Source organism: Bacillus paramycoides (assembly GCF_038971285.1).
In the GTDB taxonomy this organism is placed as follows: domain Bacteria; phylum Bacillota; class Bacilli; order Bacillales; family Bacillaceae_G; genus Bacillus_A.
Genome location: NZ_CP152428.1, coordinates 94735 through 115438, shown reverse-complemented (window position 1 = coordinate 115438; position 20704 = coordinate 94735). Strand labels below are relative to the sequence as shown.

General features: G+C 37.1%; 11 protein-coding genes and 3 pseudogenes. 8 read left to right on the top strand and 6 right to left on the bottom strand.

Annotated elements, in window-relative coordinates; translation table 11 throughout:
- The first annotated feature begins 412 nt into the window (after positions 1–412).
- From AAG068_RS27970 to AAG068_RS27955, 4 genes and pseudogenes are all read left to right on the top strand, one after another.
- A complete protein-coding gene (locus AAG068_RS27970) occupies positions 413–1024 on the top strand; it encodes a recombinase family protein (protein ID WP_342719875.1) in 612 nt (203 codons plus the stop codon).
- Positions 1025–1071: 47 nt separating this feature from the next.
- Positions 1072–2033: pseudogene (locus AAG068_RS27965) on the top strand (tyrosine-type recombinase/integrase).
- Positions 2034–2104: 71 nt separating this feature from the next.
- Positions 2105–2315: pseudogene (locus tag AAG068_RS27960) on the top strand (hypothetical protein).
- 59 nt (positions 2316–2374) lie between these two features.
- Positions 2375–3290 (top strand): annotated as a pseudogene (locus tag AAG068_RS27955) (IS3 family transposase).
- Between the two features lie 165 nt (positions 3291–3455).
- On the opposite strand, the gene AAG068_RS27950 reads toward AAG068_RS27955, so the two are convergent.
- The 3 genes from AAG068_RS27950 to AAG068_RS27940 all read right to left on the bottom strand — a co-directional run bounded on the left by AAG068_RS27950 (position 3456) and on the right by AAG068_RS27940 (position 5486).
- On the bottom strand, positions 3456–3731 hold the full coding sequence (locus tag AAG068_RS27950) for a hypothetical protein (RefSeq protein WP_342719874.1): 276 nt from the start codon (positions 3729–3731) through the stop codon (positions 3456–3458).
- 227 nt (positions 3732–3958) lie between these two features.
- Positions 3959–5191 carry a S8 family peptidase gene (locus AAG068_RS27945; protein ID WP_342719873.1) on the bottom strand — a complete coding sequence of 411 codons (1233 nt, stop codon included), beginning with the start codon at positions 5189–5191 and terminating at the stop codon, positions 3959–3961.
- Positions 5192–5303: 112 nt separating this feature from the next.
- Positions 5304–5486, bottom strand: a complete 183-nt coding sequence (locus tag AAG068_RS27940; RefSeq protein ID WP_342719872.1) for a S8 family serine peptidase — start codon at positions 5484–5486, stop codon at positions 5304–5306.
- A gap of 515 nt (positions 5487–6001) precedes the next feature.
- Here AAG068_RS27940 and AAG068_RS27935 point away from each other — a divergent pair.
- The 3 genes from AAG068_RS27935 to AAG068_RS27925 all read left to right on the top strand — a co-directional run bounded on the left by AAG068_RS27935 (position 6002) and on the right by AAG068_RS27925 (position 9488).
- Positions 6002–6214, top strand: a complete 213-nt coding sequence (locus AAG068_RS27935) for a hypothetical protein (protein ID WP_342719871.1) — start codon at positions 6002–6004, stop codon at positions 6212–6214.
- Positions 6215–6506: 292 nt separating this feature from the next.
- Positions 6507–7391: an Rpn family recombination-promoting nuclease/putative transposase gene (locus AAG068_RS27930; protein WP_342719870.1), complete on the top strand. Its 885-nt coding sequence runs from the start codon at positions 6507–6509 to the stop codon at positions 7389–7391.
- A gap of 279 nt (positions 7392–7670) precedes the next feature.
- Positions 7671–9488 (top strand): S8 family peptidase, encoded by a 1818-nt coding sequence (locus AAG068_RS27925; protein ID WP_342719869.1) that lies wholly within the window; start codon positions 7671–7673, stop codon positions 9486–9488.
- Positions 9489–10771: 1283 nt separating this feature from the next.
- Here the strand turns inward: AAG068_RS27925 and AAG068_RS27920 are convergent.
- The 3 genes from AAG068_RS27920 to AAG068_RS27910 all read right to left on the bottom strand — a co-directional run bounded on the left by AAG068_RS27920 (position 10772) and on the right by AAG068_RS27910 (position 16354).
- Positions 10772–12559: a hypothetical protein gene (locus AAG068_RS27920; RefSeq protein WP_342719868.1), complete on the bottom strand. Its 1788-nt coding sequence runs from the start codon at positions 12557–12559 to the stop codon at positions 10772–10774.
- A 173-nt stretch (positions 12560–12732) separates the two neighbouring features.
- On the bottom strand, positions 12733–15159 hold the full coding sequence (locus AAG068_RS27915; protein ID WP_342719867.1) for a lanthionine synthetase LanC family protein: 2427 nt from the start codon (positions 15157–15159) through the stop codon (positions 12733–12735).
- Positions 15128–16354, bottom strand: coding sequence for a hypothetical protein (locus AAG068_RS27910; RefSeq protein WP_342719866.1), 1227 nt, complete (start codon positions 16352–16354; stop codon positions 15128–15130). Before AAG068_RS27910 ends, AAG068_RS27915 begins: the two co-directional genes overlap by 32 nt.
- Positions 16355–16915: 561 nt before the next feature.
- Between AAG068_RS27910 and AAG068_RS27905 the strand changes: the two genes are divergently transcribed.
- Positions 16916–20551 carry a S8 family serine peptidase gene (locus AAG068_RS27905; RefSeq protein WP_342719865.1) on the top strand — a complete coding sequence of 1212 codons (3636 nt, stop codon included), beginning with the start codon at positions 16916–16918 and terminating at the stop codon, positions 20549–20551.
- The last annotated feature ends 153 nt before the right edge of the window (positions 20552–20704 follow it).

The window sequence follows — 20704 nt, the reverse complement described above, 5'->3', positions numbered from 1 at the left end:
TTCTTCTCAAGCTGTAGCTTTTAAATAAAGTTTGATTAAAAAAATGCTATGAACTTTGATTTTATAATAGAAGAATCCCTGTTATTTTGAAAAAAAGATTGATCAAAATAATAGGGATTAAACTTTATTTAATATATCTATTTCCTTTCTGATTCCTTCAGTAGAATTTTGTAAATAAACCTCATTAATAATTTTCTTATAACTACATCAAAAGGTACTCCTTTTGGGGTGGTTGTTTTTTTATAGATTAACGATTATCAAAAGGTTTATAATCTAACTTTAGGGGCATCCCATAAATAAACATACCTTTTGAAGTGTTTTTTGTTGTATAATGAGAATAATACTTCAAAATTGAATAATCATTTATTTTTAGTGAATTATCCGAAAACAAAATAGATTGGTTGGATTTAAAATGAATATTAGAAAATTTGGTTATATAAGAATTAGTACAAAGGATCAAAACGAAGCGCGTCAAATTGAATCGATTAAAAAATTCGTAACAGATGAACGTGACATTTTTATAGACAAACAAAGCGGTAGGGATTTTAACCGCTATCAATATCAACTTCTAAAAAGAATGTTAAGAGAGGGTGATATTCTGTATATACATTCTTTAGATCGTTTTGGAAGAAATAAAGAAGGCATTCTTCAGCAGTGGAAAGATATTACACAAAACATTAAAGCACATATTGTCGTATTAGATATGCCATTACTTGATACAACTAAATATAAAGATAGTTTAGGTACCCTCATTACCGATCTAGTATTACAAATTCTTTCTTGGCTTGCAGAAGAAGAAAGAACCAGAATTAAAGTCCGTCAACGTGAAGGCATTGATATCGCTAAGAAGAAAGGAACTCATATGGGAAGGCCAAGGGTACAAATCACAGAAGAATTTATTGCAGCCTATAAAGATTGGAAAAATGGGGAGATTACAGCGGTTGAAGCCATGAGAAGAAGCAATATACAAAGCAGTTCCACGTTTTATAGAATTGTGAAACGTTATGAAAACGGAGAGCGTTAACTAAACAATTAATATAAATATCATTAAAAGTAGGGGAGACTGTATTTATGCAAGAAATCCAAGACACAATACAAGGATTCTCCTCTTATTTATTAAGTAAGGGAAGAAAACCTTCAACTATTAAACGATATATATATGATGTAGAAAGTTTCATTCAATGGCTGTACCTATCAAAAGAAATAAATGAAAATAACGTTTGGGAATCGCTCTATAAAAATGATTTCAAAGCGTTTTTTAAATATTTAAAAGAGGATCGTCAATACGCTGATAAAACGGTTCATCGTATATATATTGTCTTAAATAGGCTGTACGAATACTTGAATTTACCAAGCCCCATTGAAGGGTCTATTCAGATAAATCCACCTGATCGCACATTGCGCAAGGAGGATTTCGTTTCTTTCCAGGAAGGAGCACGCTTAAAAGAAGTCATTTCTTCACTAGAGGGCCTTACAGAAAAACAACAATCAACACGCCCAATGATCTTAGAGCGAAATAGTTCTATCATCACATTACTCCTGGATTATGGACTCTCTTTAAAAGAGCTTGTTTCTTTACGAATGGTACACGTTCATTTCGAAATAACACTTTATCGATTCCTGAAGACTCAAAAGTGAATAGAACCATTCATTTGAAGGAAGAAGATAAACTACACTTATACAATTACTATAAAACTATTCCTGAACCTGTACGCCCTAAATATCACAGCAATGATCCGTTATTTGTTGCTTTTGATTTTACCCGGGGGACATATCACTGGAGCTATGAGGATGATGCACCAAAATTTTTAACCGAAATCTCAATACAAAAAATGATTCGTTTAGAAGTGAAACGTGTTAATCTTCGAAAGGGAATTTCTGCTCAGCATTTTCGAAACACCTTTATTTTAAGGAGGTTTCAAGGGGATACTACATCTGAAGAAATCATGAAACAAATAGGATTTAAATCTAACTTATCATTAAAAAGATATTTCGATTACTACAAACAATCCATAAAAAACACAGACTCATAACCGTCAGTTAATATATAATTTTTACACACCTACATAAATTTAGCGAATCAAATGAAAATAGAGGTTTGATAATGAGGGAAAATGAGGGATTATATTCTCTCTACTAATATACTTTACTAAATAGGACTACTAAGTCCTATCTAAATTGAATCTTGACGCTCACTAAAAGATGAAATGCTAGTCCTGAGCATAAAAGACAGTGACATCTTTCAAATTCAAATGCTAAAAATTGATTCAAAAAAAAGAGTAACATTGGTATTATCCCCTATAGGTAGACAGTAAAAAAAGAGTCCATCTGATATGATGGACTCAATACTGTTTTATCTGGAGGGGATTTTTTTATGGCAAGAAAGGGACAATCATTTCAAAAATATACAGAAGAACTAAAGCGAGAAGCAGTTCATCTTCGATTAGAAGAGAGAAAATCATTGCGAGAAATTCGTGAACAACTCAGTGTGAAGAGCGATGCCCAGATTATTGAGTGGGTAAAACGTGCGCAACAGGGGGAGTCCTTTGATGATCAACGTGGTGTCTGGAATCGAAAGAATTTTAATAGTCTAGAAGAAGAAAATGCTTATTTGAAGGCACAGGTTGAGTATTTAAAAAAGCGCAATCCAAATCTACACGGGAAGGAATGGTAATCAATCATAAACGTGTTCGTCGTCTCATGAGAGAGCTGGATATTCAATCTATCATTCAAAAAAACGTCCATTTTATGGAAGAAAAACATCTGTGATATTTAAAAATCATTTGAATCGAGAGTTTCAGGCTGAAAAGCAAAACCAAAAATTCGTAACAGATATTACTTATGTGCGAATCGGAGAACAATTTGCCTATTTGTCAGCTGTGTTAGATCTATACAACAATGAAATTGTTGCCTGGGAGCTATCTTCAAGAAATGATTTAGATTTGGTTTTAACTACATTACGTCAATTAGAAGAGAAGTCATTAACCACTAAGCCCCTTTTCCATTCAGATCAAGGGTTTCAATATACATCTAAATCCTACGCAAAACAGTTAGAGAAATTAGGATTTGTCGGTAGTCATTCTAGACGTAGAAACTGTTTTGATAATGCGTGTATCGAATCATTCTTCTCACATTTAAAAACAGAGAAGTTGTATTTAGTGCGCCCAAAAACATATGAAATGGCCTATCGAGCAATTCAAGAATATATTCACTTCTATAATACAGAAAGGTTCCAAGAAAAACTTCACGGCCTTTCCCCGATAGAATATCGGGAAAAGGCCGTGGCATAATACTCTTTTTATTACTGTCTACTTGACAGGGAGATGACCACATGTCGCTATGCCATGCTACTCTTTTTATTTTAAATAAGACAATAAAAACTAGACAAACTTGCAAGCCCAGTCGCTATTACCATCAAGTTACCTTTTGCAAAGTAACTTTCAGTTTTAAAATACCTATTGATTAAGTCTTTCAAGTGATGCAGCAATTTGAGGATTTATTTCTTCGTTGCTTTCCACATATTCTCTAAGTTTCTTAATTAAATTCTCACCTTTTGATTTATTATCATTTTTTTTAAGTATTATTTGAACACAATAATTAATCCACTTAATATTATTTTTAATAAAATCCATAATACCATCGATATATCTTTCATCTGAAAAAATCAATTCTGCTTCAATTAAGTCCTCTAAACTATCCCTTAAGTTGATGGATGTGGGGTAGCGCCACATCCATCAAGCTAAGATTTTGAGACATCTCTATTACGAGAAATTTACCTTTTTACAGTTATTTATGAGAATTTGACTCGTTTTTTTCATTTTGGGGCTCAATCAATTTTTTAAGTTGATGACGATGTAGACTTCCCCAGGAGAAAAAAAGTGACAGTCATGGACGCGAAAATAAAGTCCTAAACTGTCACTTTTTTGTTGATCTGTTTATGTTATATAGTTATAGGAACCTACAAATGTTCAAGTGAACTTTTAAGACTCGTGTAGCCCCTACCCGCACTATCTGCATCATGGAACAAGTCTTTTGCTCCTTTTAGAATAGCATCCCTGATTTCCTCTGGGGTTGCATCTGGTTTGGCCTCATATAGAAGCGCTGCAAGACCAGCAACGATTGGTGTAGCCATAGAAGTTCCGTTCATTGTACAGTAGTCCTCCCCAACCCTCTTTTCAGGAAAGGATTGGTCATAATCAGAGTTCACTGACCTGAGTGAGATAATGTTCGTTCCTGGTGCAACAACATCCGGCTTCTGATGACCGAATTTTGTTGGTCCTCGACTTGAGAAGTTACTAATGGCATCATCAGCGCTCCCTACTGTATTTTTATCATTGGTTGCCCCTACCGTGATAACTTCAGGTTCTGTCCCTGGGCTACCTATCGATTGTGGAAATGGACCTTCATTACCTGCAGCTGCCAAGACTGTGATACCATGGTTTTGAGCTTCTCTTAAGATTGTGCACAACGGATCAATTTCTGGCGGGTTTAGAGCTATCGCGCCAAGAGATAATGACATAACTTTGATATCATACTTCTCCTTATTCTTAATACACCATTCTATCCCTTGAATGATTCTTCTAGTTGACGTATTAGGCCCTTCAAAAACTCGGACCCCAACAAGGTTTGCTTGATATGCTAACCCCCGGTATTTCCCACCGCTGCTATGCCCATTTCCAGCAGCACATCCCGCGCAGTGAGTCCCATGCCCGCCATCGTCAAAGGGCTCTACCTCTTGTTTCTTGAATACATCATAAAAACCAATGATTCGATTATTTGGCATGGTTAGGTCTGGATGTGGGTAAATACCTGTATCAATAATCGCAATCGTTACCCCCTTACCACTTAAGGAAGTCTCAATATCTGGATTTACAGGATTAGTCACAACCTTGTTAGCAACATCCAATGTAAGGTGATACGTTTGCTCCATAACAACAGACTTGACCGCTGGATTTTTAAGAATCTCCTTAAGATGACTAGCCTTTACTTGTATAACATCTGTGTTGATCGTATCAAATCGATCAATCACTTTAGCACCTACTTCCTCAAGTTGAGTATTTAAGGATGCTGTACTTATTTGGCTATCCTTTTTAAGGAAAACGTTAATGATCTGCTCTTCATCACGTAAATCCTCTAAGTGCTTCACCATCATCGCACTTACCTTGTGCTTGCTTTCCTCAGGTAATTTCATGAGTTCAAACCTCCTGTTTAGTGTTCAAAATCTGTGGTACAGGGGTTATTTTGCACGTTAATTATAGAAATTATGATATTGCGTGATCAATAACTTTAATCACATTTGTATTCTAGGCAAAACCATCTTTATCAAATACTTTCAAAATGAGGATGCTTACTTCCGGTACTACTCCGGTTCTATTAATGGTAGCCGCCATAGTTCCAGCTACATGCGTACTATGTCTTCTGTTGTCGGAGTAGTCGTCAGGTTCGCCATCATCTGAGAAATTTTTTCCTTCAATTACTTTCTTCACATCTTCTCAAGATTACACTTTAGATCTTTTGCTTATTGCAGCGGATCATAATACCTTAAAACTTCGAAATTATTGGTTCTTTTTAAATTTAATCTAAGTTTATCGATGGCCGAGTAATTCCCAAGCTTTTAGCTTCGCCCAAATAGAGGTTCTATCTTATCGCCATCAAATTTAAAAATTGTATCCATAAAATGAAAAAACGCTGTTAGTACTTTTCACTTATTTATTGAAAAATATTTTTACTAATATTAAGATACGTGAAATTATTTAGATTCTAAAAAAATAAATTTATATATTCGTTTGTAATCCTTTTTGAAAAATATATTAATACACATGGATATTGATATGAAATCTTGTATGTTATTCGAGGTTTTAAATAGTTTAAATAAATTTATGAGAGAACTGAGATGAAACAATCATTTTTAAAAAAATTATTGCATATATATATCCAAAAGCTAAAAATCAGACGATAAACAATCGTGATTTGTAAGGAAAACGAGGGGAGTGACGAAACCATGATACATCAATATGAACTAAAATTCTCAGTAATGTATGAGGGCAAGGTAACGAACATACAATCTACAATCATTCCAGCGCGTTCTTTAGAAGAAGCAAATGAAAAATTAAAGTCAGAAGTAAGGCGACGGTTAGGTACATATCACGTGAAAATTGATACAGCAAGTTTATGTAGTTCAGAGGAAAGTCGGTATATAATTGAACTAAAATAAAAATGTCTTTTTTACCACAAGGCTTTTTTATTTTTCATTTAAAAGTTTGAAATAGGTTTTTCCATTCATTATGTATTTACTAATAACAAAATTCTTTCAATAACAGACCCTTTGAAATTTCCGTGCCGTAAATACGAAAAATAGGGAGGAGTTCAAAAAAATATACACTGTTAAATCCTTAAAAATTATTAAAACCCTTATGTATGTTGAAATAAGAACTTGTTTGCATGTGTACCACTCTTTTATGTACAATGAAAGAAAAACATCTTATGAGGTGGAGAGAGAGAAACCCATGAACAACCAACAATTAGTGAATTTACGCATTGATTTTGCTTTTAAACAATTATTTGGTACAAGTGGAAATGAAGATATTCTAATTGCGTTTTTAAATGCAATATTACAAGGTTCTTTAGAATCCCCTATTGTTTCTTTGCAATTAGAAGACCCACACTTGCATCGAGAACATGAAGAGGATAAATTATCAATTTTAGATATTTCCACCACATTAGATACGGGAACAAAGGTAAATGTGGAAATACAGCTAAATAATAATCATGATATGATTAAGAGAAGTTTATATTATTGGGGAAGGCTATACACGTCCCAACTTCAAAAAGGAATGCCATATAGTTCGCTCCATAAATCAATTACGATTAATTTGTTAAATTTCGTTATGTTTTCTGAATACGAGGCATTCCATACAACAGGAATTCTATGGAATCAACAACAACAGAAGGTATTAAGTGATGATATAGAAATTCATATTGTAGAGATTCCAAAACTCATGCAGCAGTGGCGTAATGAACAAGTAAATCCCTGGGAAGATTCTTTCGTTCGTTGGTTATTACTTCTACCAGCGAATGAAGATGAACATTTAACCCAAACATTGGAGGATATTGCGATGAACCAAGACCCTATTTTACAAAAAGCAATGAATAAATGGGAACGTATGAGTCAAGATTCTTCTTTCAGACAAGCGTATGAAGCTAGGGAAAAAACTCTTATGGACGAGGCCGCAAAGTTCGCTCATGCAGAGCAGCAAGGGATTAAAAAAGGTATAGAAGAAGGAAAAATGCAACTTATTCGTGGTATGCACAAAAATGGAATGCCAATAGATGATATTGCAAGGTTTACAAATTTACGTATTGAAGAAATACAAGAAATTTTACAATCATAAATAAATTAACAAATAACACCAACAGATATATCTGTTGGTGTTATTTGTTAATTTATTTATGATTTTTAATTGTATATTTCCAAAATACGAAGCACTTCACACTACAGGAATCTTATGGAAGGTACAGTATTAATAGCTTAAAAGGTAATTGCTAAATTAGTCCTAATTTCTATAACAACAAAATTAGGACTAATCAGTTATTGAAAACATTACATATTAAACATAGGGATGACCATACTATTTATGTAAAAATTTTGTATCTACTGAGAGGAGAAAACTATGCGATTAGAAAAGACCAAGGAACAGATTCCAGTAAATCTCGATCCAAGACTACAAAGGATTATTGCAAAAAGTCAGCAGAATATGGATATCCAAGGAATTACTACAGCAGAGAAAGAAATATCTGTAATCGCAAAGGTGAAGGATCTTTATACTTGGAGCACTATTCCGGGGGTCCTTCAAACTAATGATATCTCTATGGCACCAGATAAATCAGGTCGAATCGTGACAGCTAAAGTTGAATTGACTGAAATGGAGAAGATAAGACAGTCACAAGTTGTGTTAAGCTTGAAAGCCGTTAGACCAGTAAAACCTTTGTTAAAAAGCACAATTGAAGAGATTGCTGCAAGAAGCAATCTCCTACCACCAGGTGCTGCAAAGGATTATGGAGGTCAGGACATAGTGGTTGGGATAATAGATGATGGTTGTGATTTTGTTCACCAAAACTTCCAAAATCAAGACAAATCAACACGGATACTAGCTATCTGGGATCAGAGTGCGGAGAAAAACACCGATAGTTCAGTTGAATATGGGAGAGTCTTTACTAGTGATCAAATCAATAGTGCGTTAAATTCTTCTCAGCCATATAAAACCTTGGGTTATCCTATAATCCCCTTTGACCCAGAAGCTCCAAGGCATGGTACACATGTAATGGATATTGCCGTTGGTAATGGGCGTGCTACTGGTATCCCCGGTGTGGCTCCTAATGCAGATATAGTGTTTGTACAAGCTTATCCTAGCGATATTCCTTGGATAGGGGAAGAAGTTGTTAATTCAACGCTTGGAGACTCTAAACAGATTCTTGATGGAGTAAAATTCATTTTTGATTTGGCTGGAGAGCGGCCTTGTGTAATTAATATTAGCCTAGGAACATATGGTGGTCCACATGACGGAACATCCCTTGTTGAACAGGGGATAGATGGTCTTTTAATTGAAAAACCTAATCGTGCCGTAGTTATTGCGGCTGGTAATTCATATAACCACGGTATTCATGCTGAAGGTTTAGTACCTAATAGAGGTTCTTTTGATCTTCACTGGAAAATAAATGATAAAGATTTTACGTTTAATGAGCTTGAAATATGGTATAAAGGTGAGGATGAGTTCCTTTTAGAGCTCATTAATCCTGAAGGAGATAGTATCGGCAAGATTAATCTTGGAGAAAATTGTAAAGTACTGGACGATCAAGGAAACACCTTGGTGTTTATGGTAAATCGAAAAAGCGACCCAAACAACAATGACAATGAAATAGGTATTTTCCTTGAGAAAGGAATACCCACGGGTACTTGGACAGTGCGTATCCATGGTACCAGAGTAAATCATGGTGCTTTTCATGCTTGGATTGAAAGAGATCTTCCTCGTGGTCAATCTAGCTTTATTTCACCTCAAAATAATACGCATACTTTAGATTCAATCTCTTGTGGACATAAAAGTATTGTAGTCGGTGCCTATGATGCACATGTCCCTGATACTCCTATTTATATATCTTCAAGTGCAGGACCAACACGTGATGGTCGACAAAAACCAGAGATTAGCGCACCGGGTCATGCTGTAATAGCCGCAGCTTCTGGCACATTAAATGGTGTGACAAAGATGTCAGGTACGAGTATGGCCGCACCAGCAGTATCAGGTGTTATTGCATTAGTTCTTGCTGAAGCTCAGGCTAATTGTATCAATCTCAGCATAGACCAAATCCGAGAAATTATAAAGAAAGCAGCAAGGAGAAATCCACCAGATGGACAAGGATGGAATAATCGATACGGTTTAGGAAGAATTGATGCAAGTAAAGCCGTAAAAGCTGTAAAAACAGTTGATAATTAGAAAGAACCTGTTACGGTTCTTTCTTAAAATTGTTTTGGATATTGAAATACATTTTATTTCAATATCCAAAACAATAACAACATCTATTGAATAAATTTCCCCACCAATCTTAGTAATTTATTGATGGTCATTCATTTTAAATAAGGGGAAATTACTATAGGAAATATCGATAAATTATATTAGGTGTTAACTAAACCCTAACGTTTTTTATTATTAATTCCATTAGATTTTCAACGATCCTACGCATCTCAACAGTAATATTCAAAGTGCCTCATCTATCTTCCTTTTTATATGTAAAATATTAGTTTCTTGCTTGAACACATACCTGAAACTCCACAATAGTTAGATAACTATTAATTATTCCTTACCAGCATCATTAATTTTATCGTCAATGATTTGAGAACGAAAGTAGGACTTGTTTTGTTTATCCAACAGGTGCTTGAAAGTATACCTTCTTAAAATTCTCGATAATCTCAGCTCATCATAAGTGGCTCTTTAAAGTGTAACCAACTGAAATAATGTGTTAAAAAATAGGTTGCCACGCCTAAAAACGGTCAATTCAGACAGTTGTATTGTTATTTGCTTTAAAAATATCACAAAGACCTCTTACCGATACCTTGCAAAGCTGATTTATATCGATAATGACCTAAAGCTTTTTCATTAACAAAAGGTTTAAATGCCCTCCACGTATCTGTGCAAAGCACATTAGAAATTGATAATTTAGAACATATTGCATTATCTAAACGAGATACAATAATATATCCTTGACCAATTCCTTTTGAATGAGTGGATTTGTGGCGGCCTATAGATTAAGAACAAGGGCTTTTTCCCTTTATATAGAAGTATCTAATTTCCAAAATTTACATTTTTTCATTTAACTTTATTCGAGTATAGGAATTAAATTTCCTCCATTCAAAATACATGGAGCTGTTCAAAATCCATTTGTTTTAATCCATTAATAATTTATGTCTAGCCGTGTTTGAGAAGTTAACTTCGAATCATACCTGATGCTGTGTGTAAAGAATTCCCTTCAATCATACTCTGAAGAATTATAACTGCTTATAAGGAAAGGGGGATATAATGGTGTAATTATAATAGGTGAGGATTTTAATTTGGAACAATAAAGGACCAACAGTCAATTCAACTAAGCGATAGGTACAGTACTAATATAACTTTCCTACATCCATAATGGTTACAACCGTTCCCCGGTGGAATACCGTGAAACGGTTGCTGCATTATGGCATTTTTATAGTTCTCTATTTAACGAGATTAAACTTTTTTCATTAATTTACTTGATTATTGTCACAATTTGTTTCCACTTTTTCAATCTGTTCGATAACTTGTTTCAAATATTGCTTATATTGGTTTAAAGCAGTAGGTAGGTTTATTGAGCCAGTTTGATTGTTAGTTGTGAAACCCTGCCCCGCATTTTGTCCACCGTTACACACCAATTGAGAAATCAATGGTGTCAGAGGCGTTACAACAGAAACTATCGGTAGGCATTGACCACCAGCTGAAATATTAGTTGCAATCGGATTAGCAGTGAAATCCTGTCCCGCATTTTGTCCACCATTGCAAAGTACTAAAGAAAGAATTGGATCTCTGCTGATAATTGGGCAAGAAACTATCGGTAGGCATTGACCACCAGCCGAAATATTAGTTGCAATCGGATTAGCAGTGAAACCCTGCCCCGCATTTTGTCCACCGTTACACACCAATTGAGAAATCAATGGTGTCAGAGGCGTTACAACAGAAACTATCGGTAGGCATTGACCACCAGCTGAAATATTAGTTGCAATCGGATTAGCAGTGAAATCCTGTCCCGCATTTTGTCCACCATTGCAAAGTACTAAAGAAAGAATTGGATCTCTGCTGATAATTGGGCAAGAAACTATCGGTAGGCATTGACCACCAGCCGAAATATTAGTTGCAATCGGATTAGCAGTGAAACCCTGCCCCGCATTTTGTCCACCGTTACACACCAATTGAGAAATCAATGGTGTCAGAGGCGTTACAACAGAAACTATCGGTAGGCATTGACCACCAGCTGAAATATTAGTTGCAATCGGATTAGCAGTGAAACCCTGTCCCGCATTTTGTCCACCATTGCAAAGTACTAAAGAAAGAATTGGATCTCTGCTGATAATTGGGCAAGAAACTATCGGTAGGCATTGACCACCAGCCGAAATATTAGTTGCAATCGGATTAGCAGTGAAACCCTGCCCCGCATTTTGTCCACCGTTACACACCAATTGAGAAATCAATGGTGTCAGAGGCGTTACAACAGAAACTATCGGTAGGCATTGACCACCAGCTGAAATATTAGTTGCAATCGGATTAGCAGTGAAATCCTGTCCCGCATTTTGTCCACCATTGCAAAGTACTAAAGAAAGAATTGGATCTCTGCTGATAATTGGGCAAGAAACTATCGGTAGGCATTGACCACCAGCCGAAATATTAGTTGCAATCGGATTAGCAGTGAAACCCTGCCCCGCATTTTGTCCACCGTTACACACCAATTGAGAAATCAATGGTGTCAGAGGCGTTACAACAGAAACTATCGGTAGGCATTGACCACCAGCTGAAATATTAGTTGCAATCGGATTAGCAGTGAAATCCTGTCCCGCATTTTGTCCACCATTGCAAAGTACTAAAGAAAGAATTGGATCTCTGCTGATAATTGGGCAAGAAACTATCGGTAGGCATTGACCACCAGCCGAAATATTAGTTGCAATCGGATTAGCAGTGAAACCCTGCCCCGCATTTTGTCCACCGTTACACACCAATTGAGAAATCAATGGTGTCAGAGGCGTTACAACAGAAACTATCGGTAGGCATTGACCACCAGCTGAAATATTAGTTGCAATCGGATTAGCAGTGAAACCCTGCCCCGCATTTTGTCCACCGTTACACACCAATTGAGAAATCAATGGTGTCAGAGGCGTTACAACAGAGATTACCGGTAGGCATTGACCACCAGCTGAAATATTAGTTGCAATCGGATTAGCAGTGAAACCCTGTCCCGCATTTTGTCCACCGTTGCAAAGATTTGACCAATTAAAGTTTTGCATATTAACATCCTTTCAGCATTTTTATTGAAGTCACCTGCAGGGAAACTACACAAAAAGTATTAGTATATATTTAATGTAATATACTCTCTAGGAAAAATTTAACAAACCATTAAAGTAAATACATTTACATAGAACTAACACCTCCAATGTTATTTGTTCCATATTTAATTTCATCAGCTTTGGTCTCTCCATCCCTCTACTTCAAATAAAGGCATACAAGCTGATTCTGGTTTTGCGAGATCAGCGATTAATACGGCTAAACCAATTTCACCTCTAAATAGGCTATTGGGCAATTCTTGTGGATCTGAAGTAGCTGTGTGAACTCCTTTTAACATCAATTCTTGGGCTCGCTGAAGCCAAATCTCTTCACCAGTGTGCTTATATAAATTAAGTAGAGAGTAAGCTTGACCAGCGTGTCCACAACAAAGTCCAATAATCTCAGCAGGCTCTTCCCATACGTTCCAAGCCGACTTTTCTGCCAGATCGAGGTACGTTTTCTCTTTGAGCATTTGGTGAGCGAGAGTCCACAAATGAACCATTCCAGCGGTTCCATTACACCATCCTGACATATAATTGTAAGGAATTTCTTGATCCGACAAAATGCTTTTCCAGCGTAACCCGCGGCCTGCAGGTTCCCCCAGTTCTGCTAATTCACGTAGACGAACCGGGATAAAATTAGGAATAGGTTTGCATGTTGACTGACACCAGCGCATGGTGGCATACATTACACCAGCCCATCCGTGTGCGATACCTAAATATTTCATTTCTGGACAGTCCCGAATCGTAGGGTAACGATTTAATTTTTCCCATAAGCTTTGCAAAATTGTATCACCTAGTGCAAGCAAAGAACTGTTGTTTAATAATTTATTGTCATGCGTTATATCCATTAAAATCGAGCAAGCAAGAAGCGTGCTTGCTTTTCCAAGTGTGAGATCCAAATTATCGCAAGGAACAGAAGATGTCATTACAAATTTGTCAAGAGCGGACTGCTGTGTTACAAAATCCCCCATAGCATGACTGATGAGTGCTTGCACCATATAAATCCCACTTGGAGTATGGAACGGAGAAACGCGACCTAATACCTCAGGGGTGAGCTGATTCGTATTAGTATAAAAGGCGTTAGACTGTCCCATACTAGCAATCGTTTTGTGAAGCCAACGATCTGACAATGCCAGTAAATGGGCATCACCCTGGATACTTGCAATACGATATAGTGCATAGGCAATCCCATTCATCCCACTGTGTGTAGAGCATAATGGTAGTGGCATTCCAGCTGTGACAGCGAACAAGCTTTCCGATGGAGTATCGATTCTTTTAAGAATATTATCTAAAAATTTGCGAGCATGATTAAAATCTATATATTCGTTTTTTTTAATAGTATCTTTTTCTATTGGTATAAAAGACTCCGTATCTACCCTTACTTGGTTTAATTGTTTAGCTAAATGAGCCATAGAAGGGAAACGCCCAGCAGGCTCTTTATGTAAGGCTTTTTGTAAAATTTCTTCCATTTCCGGCCAAGGTTCTTGCCCGTATTCGGTAAAGGATAACATACTTCCCTCACGTATTTGTCGGAACAATTCGTTACGATCATACGAAAATTTTTGATAATGTTCACCGATGATGAGGAAGTACAGCATGGCTGCTAGTGAATATTGTTCCGAAGCAAATGTTGCTTTCCGTTCGCTAGGTGTTATCTGTTCATGCCTTGTATACTCGGGTGAAGAATAAAATAAATGTCCTCCGCAGAATGGTTGATAAAAATCTTTATCTGTACCTTCAAGTCTACCCAGACCAAAATCGATTACTTTTAGGGAACCTTCTTCCTCGAACAGAAGATTTCCTTGATGGACATCTCCGTGAATAACATTATTTGTATGTAGATGAACATACGCTGATACAATTTTTTTGCAAAGCTCCAGAAGTTTATTACGACTTTCTTTTATAGGAAGTTCGCGAAATCGTTTTGCTACTCTGGATACATGCTCACCTGAGCATAATTCCATTACAATATAGCTGCGATTCTCAGTGACCCCACCGGTAATATATTTTGGAGTAAACGTACCATCCAGATGTTTTAGGATAGTCGTTTCCCGCTCATACACTTGATTAATTTTATTGTTATGACAAGGACGCATAATTTTAAGTGCCAGCAGATTGCCCTCTTTATCTTTCGCTTGATAAATTTCACTGTCTTCCACCAGTTGAATGCACTTATCTAACTCGAGTTCGTTAAACTGGTATCCCTCAGGAAACGATGGTTGTATTGGTTTGGCCTGCTCCGAATTAGACGGTACGAGAATGTTCCAATTCTTAAAGTTCATAAGCAAGGGAAAGGCCAGCTCCATAATTTTATTGGGATCTTTTTTTTTCAATTTGCTGTAGCGGGTAACCGCATCGTAAATAGTCATTGAACTTCGGAACTCTTTGAGCAGTGCAGCGCCTTCCGGGTCAACGATTGTTGACTGAGTTCGAGAGCGTGGACGGGATATTACATAAGAGTCCTCACTACCCTGCACTTTAGCTCTTATATCGGCAGGAAGCTCTTTTACAGGTGTGAGTTCCACATCCTCAGGTAATATTAAAGCCTCTTGAAAATCCATGATTAATACCTCCAGATAAAGTATTAGTAAATAAATGATGAGGTGGAGCCCATGTTGAAGAATCAATGCCCATGTTTTGTAAACGTTCAAGTGCATATTTCCAAGGTTCTACGTTGGTTGTTGGATATAATTTTGCTTCGAAAAGGAAATTAGTAAGTTGGGAAATTATCCATAGACGCCAACTGAAACGCCCCCATAGCATGTCTATTGGTGGATCCATTCCCCATGAAAGTAAACCATCGTTAGAAAAATCAGCAGTAAATGGTACGCCATGGGCAGGTGTACCTTCTATTTTTTGTCGAATACGAAGAGCAGCTTCCTCACAATCTTCAAAATTTGAAAAGTAAGCAACCATTTTATCTGGTCTCAATAAGCCAATCACATCTTGACCAATCTTAAAATTCTGTACGTTCATATCTCCAAGTACGTCTGCTGTTGCTTGGAAGACCTCTCGTATTAGAGAAGGTTTTGGAAAAGGGCTGATATACAATTTGAACTTACTCTGGTTTTCTGTTTGGGAAGAGCGTTTCTCTTTAGCAGAAAACGATAACCAACCAGACTGAATTGTCTTTTGCTTATGGTAAGACCATTTTTGATCAAATCGGGACTGAAAATTCCCCCCGTTATCAAGACCTAAAGTTTTTAAAACAGATTCGGGAGATGGATATTTTTTTTCCCATTCTGGCGAGTTGGGAATCCGATTATAGAAGTACATACGTGCTATTAACGTATTATAATCGGCTCCTTCGAGTAAATCACCGTGTTTCAAAGCCTCAATAGATAGTCTAGGGATTAAAGAATCTATTTTTTCTTCAAAAATAGATTCGTAAAGGAGTGGATACGCAGCTGTTCCAGAAATAAAAGAGCCATTATTCTGGATTTCTAAAATTCCGTCTAGAACCATCTTAGCGATTAATTCTAGTGAGTTTTCTCCAAACAATGCTTTAAAACTAGAAGGTAGAATGCCTGGCTGTTGCAGAGTATAGAAAAGCAAAGCTGTATTTTTACAAATAGATTTTATTTCAAGTTGAAATGAATAAAACGGATAAAGAATAGCATAATGGTTCTCATCATTCTCTAAATGAGTGAACAATTGTTTTATTTGAAAAGGTAATTGGTCAAGCATAGCAATCCCATAATTTGGATTCGACCGAAAAACCATAAGCTCTATGTTTTTTAATAAACCAGTTTTCAATAATATTTCCCCCTAACATTTATATTTCATTTAATTACAAATTCAGTCTTTCCATCCAACAGCTGTTTATACACCTTGGTACTAAATTAAAATCCCCTGCTCAGACGGAATAAATTAAAACCTAATTGGGTTCAATAATTATGTGAATAAATTAAAACCTAATTGGGTTCAATAATTATGTGAATAAATTAAAACCTAATTGGGTTCAATAATTATATGAATAAATTAATAGATAGAATAAAAGGAGAGATTTATATGGAATCAGATAATAATCGTTTAATTCCAGTCATGATTGAAATGCGTGTCTCTCATGAAGATGATCATTTCTTCTTAGCACGAGATTCCAATCCTTTTGGTCTGAATGGATTTCAGAGAGATTTTAGTTTCAGCCCAATCCCCTTGCCGTATACACAAGGAGAGGGGCCAGCCATGGAATCAATTCATGAAAGTGGTGTGATTATTCGTGGAAAGATTTTGGGAGAGGATATGGATCAACTAAGGGCTCACGAAAAAGTTTTGGGAATATATTCAGACCCCGTGATTAAACCATTTGTTCCTGAAATGCCCCCGCAAAACAACTCAATCTGTACCTCTATACCAAAACTGACAGGTACTGTTTCCGATGTAGTACGCTATCTTGGAGCTCATGAAATTTGGTGTAATGGGTACACAGGGAAAGGAGTTGTTGTAGGAATTGTTGATGGCGGAATCGAAGCCGTAGGGAGAGCGAAAAATGGGCAGGTTAACCGGGTAATCGACGGTTTTCCAACAGAAAATTGGGGGCAAAAGTCATCTTGGCCGTTTCACGGAAATATGACTGCAAGTGATGTGTTGTTTATTGCACCAGAAGTGAACCTTTATGATTTACGGATTGCCGAAATCATAAATGAAAAACCAGAGGCCCTTTTATCAAATGCGCTTGCCGCTTATCATTGGGCAATTGAGCGTTACCGCAAGGATGGCACACCACAAATTTTATCTAACAGTTGGGGAATTTTCGATCCAACCGAATGTATGGATTATGCAACAAATCTCAATCATCCATTTAATCGTATCGTGGCAGAAGCCATTGAGGAAGGAATCGTAGTATTATTTTCAGCAGGGAACTGCGGAGAACCTTGTGGTCATTCAGACGCTACTTGCAATGGAAATGTCGGTGGAGGCAAGGATATTTGGGGAGCAAATGGTCATCCATTAGTCATAACCGTCGGAGCTGCTGACCTTGAAGAAAATATAGCCACATACAGCAGTCAGGGACCTGCAGCGTTAGATCCCCACAAACCAGATTTATGTGCACCAGTTCATTTTAAAGGATATCATCCGCTTATAGAGTCTGGTACTTCAGCTGCATGTCCAATCGTATCAGGGGTTGCCGCATTATGTAAGCAGGCCAATCCGTTACTTTCACCAAAACTGGTGAAGCAAGGACTCATCGAAACAGCAAAAGATTTAGGAACCTTGGGATGGGATACATACGCCGGAGCGGGGATGATTCAAGCAAAGAAGGCATTCGACAAATTGACTAATTGGAATGTAAATAAAGACTTTGATACGAATGAATACCCCAAATGTACACAAAATAATACCGATTCTTTTTCAAATATGAACAGTAATCTACGTTTAGAAAATAACTCTTCAAATGAAAAAGAAATTGTTCGTGTTCTTGTTGAAATACGTATGCCCAAAGACGTCAATCCGACCTTTGCTACAGAATCCGCCTTGGATAGATTTGGATTCAAAATAGATCGTAAATTCGCCCCGGTTAACATAAAGCCAGTGAAACATCTCGATATGTATGAAGCTGAGGATAAAACTGTAATCGTTTGTGGAATTATTGAAAAAAGGATGATAGAAGAAATAAAATCACAACCAAATATTATTGATGTTTACTTAGACACATCGATTGCCCCATTTTCCAATAGTTTTACAGAAGAATCTGTAATGACATCTAACTCTTCGGTTAGGACTCAATGCCCACCATTCACATCTAACCCGATTGATACGTTTGACAAAATAATTAATCGGAGGAATAAAGAAATGACAAATTTTAATATGAATGATTATCTCGGAAGTGCAACAATGTCAGAAAATAACGAATCTCAACAAGAAATTGCTCATGTTCTTGTTGAGATTCGTATGTCCCAAGATACCACTCCAAGTCTTGCAATGTCTACTGCAGAATCTACATTGGATAGATATGGATTCTACATAGATCGTGAATTTCAGCCAGTTCATATACAACCGAAGGATGATTTAATGGTAGATATGTCTGTAAATATGGAAAAAGCCGTACTTGTTCGTGGAACTATCAAAAAAGAGAAAATCGAAGAAATAAAATCACAGGTAGATGTAATTGATGTTTACTTAGACACACCAATTGCTCCGTTTTCCAATTGTTTTGCTACGGGAACTGTTACGGATACCCCTATAATGCATGGGAGTGTTGATTGTAATACAGAAACGGCTAAAGGCAATCCTTTAGATGTGGCTGCTTACTTAGGTGTTGATCAACTTTGGAGACAAGGATTTAAAGGGAAAGGAATTGTTATCGGAATCGTAGACGGTGGAATTGAAGCGATGGGGCGTACGCCAAACGGAAGGATTCCAAATGTTATTGGCGGTTTTCCTATAGACAGTTGGGGAATGGGGGCGTATTGGGATAAGCATGGCAACATGACTGCAACAGATGCCTTGTTAATGGCTCCAGAAACCCAGCTATATGACTTACGAATTGCTGATCCAAACAATAGCATTCCGGCCATGATAAGTAATGCAATTCAAGCTTATTCTTGGGCAATTAACCAACACCGTTTAAATGGTACTCCTCATATCTTATCAAATAGTTGGGGAATCTATCAGAAAGCATGGGACGAACGGTATGCAACAGAACCGAATCACCCTTTCACACGTATGGTGGTGGAAGCGATTAAGGAAGGGATTCTCGTCTTGTTTTCGGCTGGAAACTGTGGACAATTATGCTCAGATTTCAGATGTCAGAATGACATTGGTGCCGGTAAAAGTATATGGGGAGCGAACGGTCACCCAAGTGTAATGACCGTGGGAGCCGCCAATATCGAAGAAAAGCTGTTAGGATACAGCAGTATCGGGCCTGCTGCATTAGAACAAAAAAAGCCGGATTTCTGTGGCATTGCTCAGTTTAACGTAAATAATGTTATACACAAGGGAACATCTACGGCCTGCCCAATTGCCGCTGGCGTGGTAGGGTTACTAAAGCAAGCTAGGCCAACTTTAACGCAAGATCAAGCAAAACAAGCGCTTATGAAAACCGCTAAAAGCATAGGTGGAGAAGGCTGGAACACTTATTCTGGATCGGGAATTATTCAAGCCAAAGCCGCTTTTGACCAGATGTCAAAAGAAGAAGGTCAGAAGTGGGGTACTGTGGAAAACCTTGGAGGAAGGATAATTCACGTACCTGCTGCTGTCTTAACTGATGAAAAGAAGATGGATGTTTTCGCAGTAGGTTTTGACTGTGCTCTTTGGCATAAAAGTTGGAATCAAAATTCATGGAGTGATTGGGACAAGATAGATGGTTCTTGTCTTTCGGCACCTTCAGCTGTTGCGAGAACGGCTGATAAAATAGATGTATTTGTCCTTGGCCCAGACAACGCAGTATGGCACAAAGAATTAGGAATCGGAGTATCAAAGGAATGGACAAGTATTGGAGGGCTTTGCCAGTATGGTGTTGCCGTCTCTTCATGGTGTGAAAATCGACTAGATATTTTTGCTGTCGGCTTAGATAGTGCGATGTGGCATAAGTATTGGGATGGAAAAGAATGGAGTAAATGGGAGTCAATCGGTGGTGTTTGTTTATCAGCTCCCGTGGCTGTTTCGAGGGGAACCAATCAAATAGATATATTTGTAATTGGACTTGAATCAAAACTGAATCATATTTCATGGAATGGTTCAGTTTGGAGTTCCTGGTCAGAATTAGGTGAAACTCCAATCCAAGGTGTATCTGTTTCTTCAAGTAGCGCTAATCGTTTGGAGATTTTTGCTGTCGGCAAAGATGATATTGTACTTCAAAAGGTGTGTAATAATTCAGAATGGTCTGATTGGATTGCCACTCCTTTTGTTTCTGTCGGTACTCCTGTAGTTAGTTTTCGAGAAAATGGAACAGCTGAAATATTTATGCGTAGTAATTCAAGTAATTTATTGCATTCGTCTACAAAAGTATAAAGGATATATATAATTTGTTGAATTTAGTGGAGCATAAGCCTTAACTTTCGTTTATAAAACTATTTTATATTACGAGGGGTGTCAAAGGTTTTGCTGATTTTGTTGAGTAAAGTACAGAGCATTTCACTACCGTCACTTAAAGTTACTCATAAC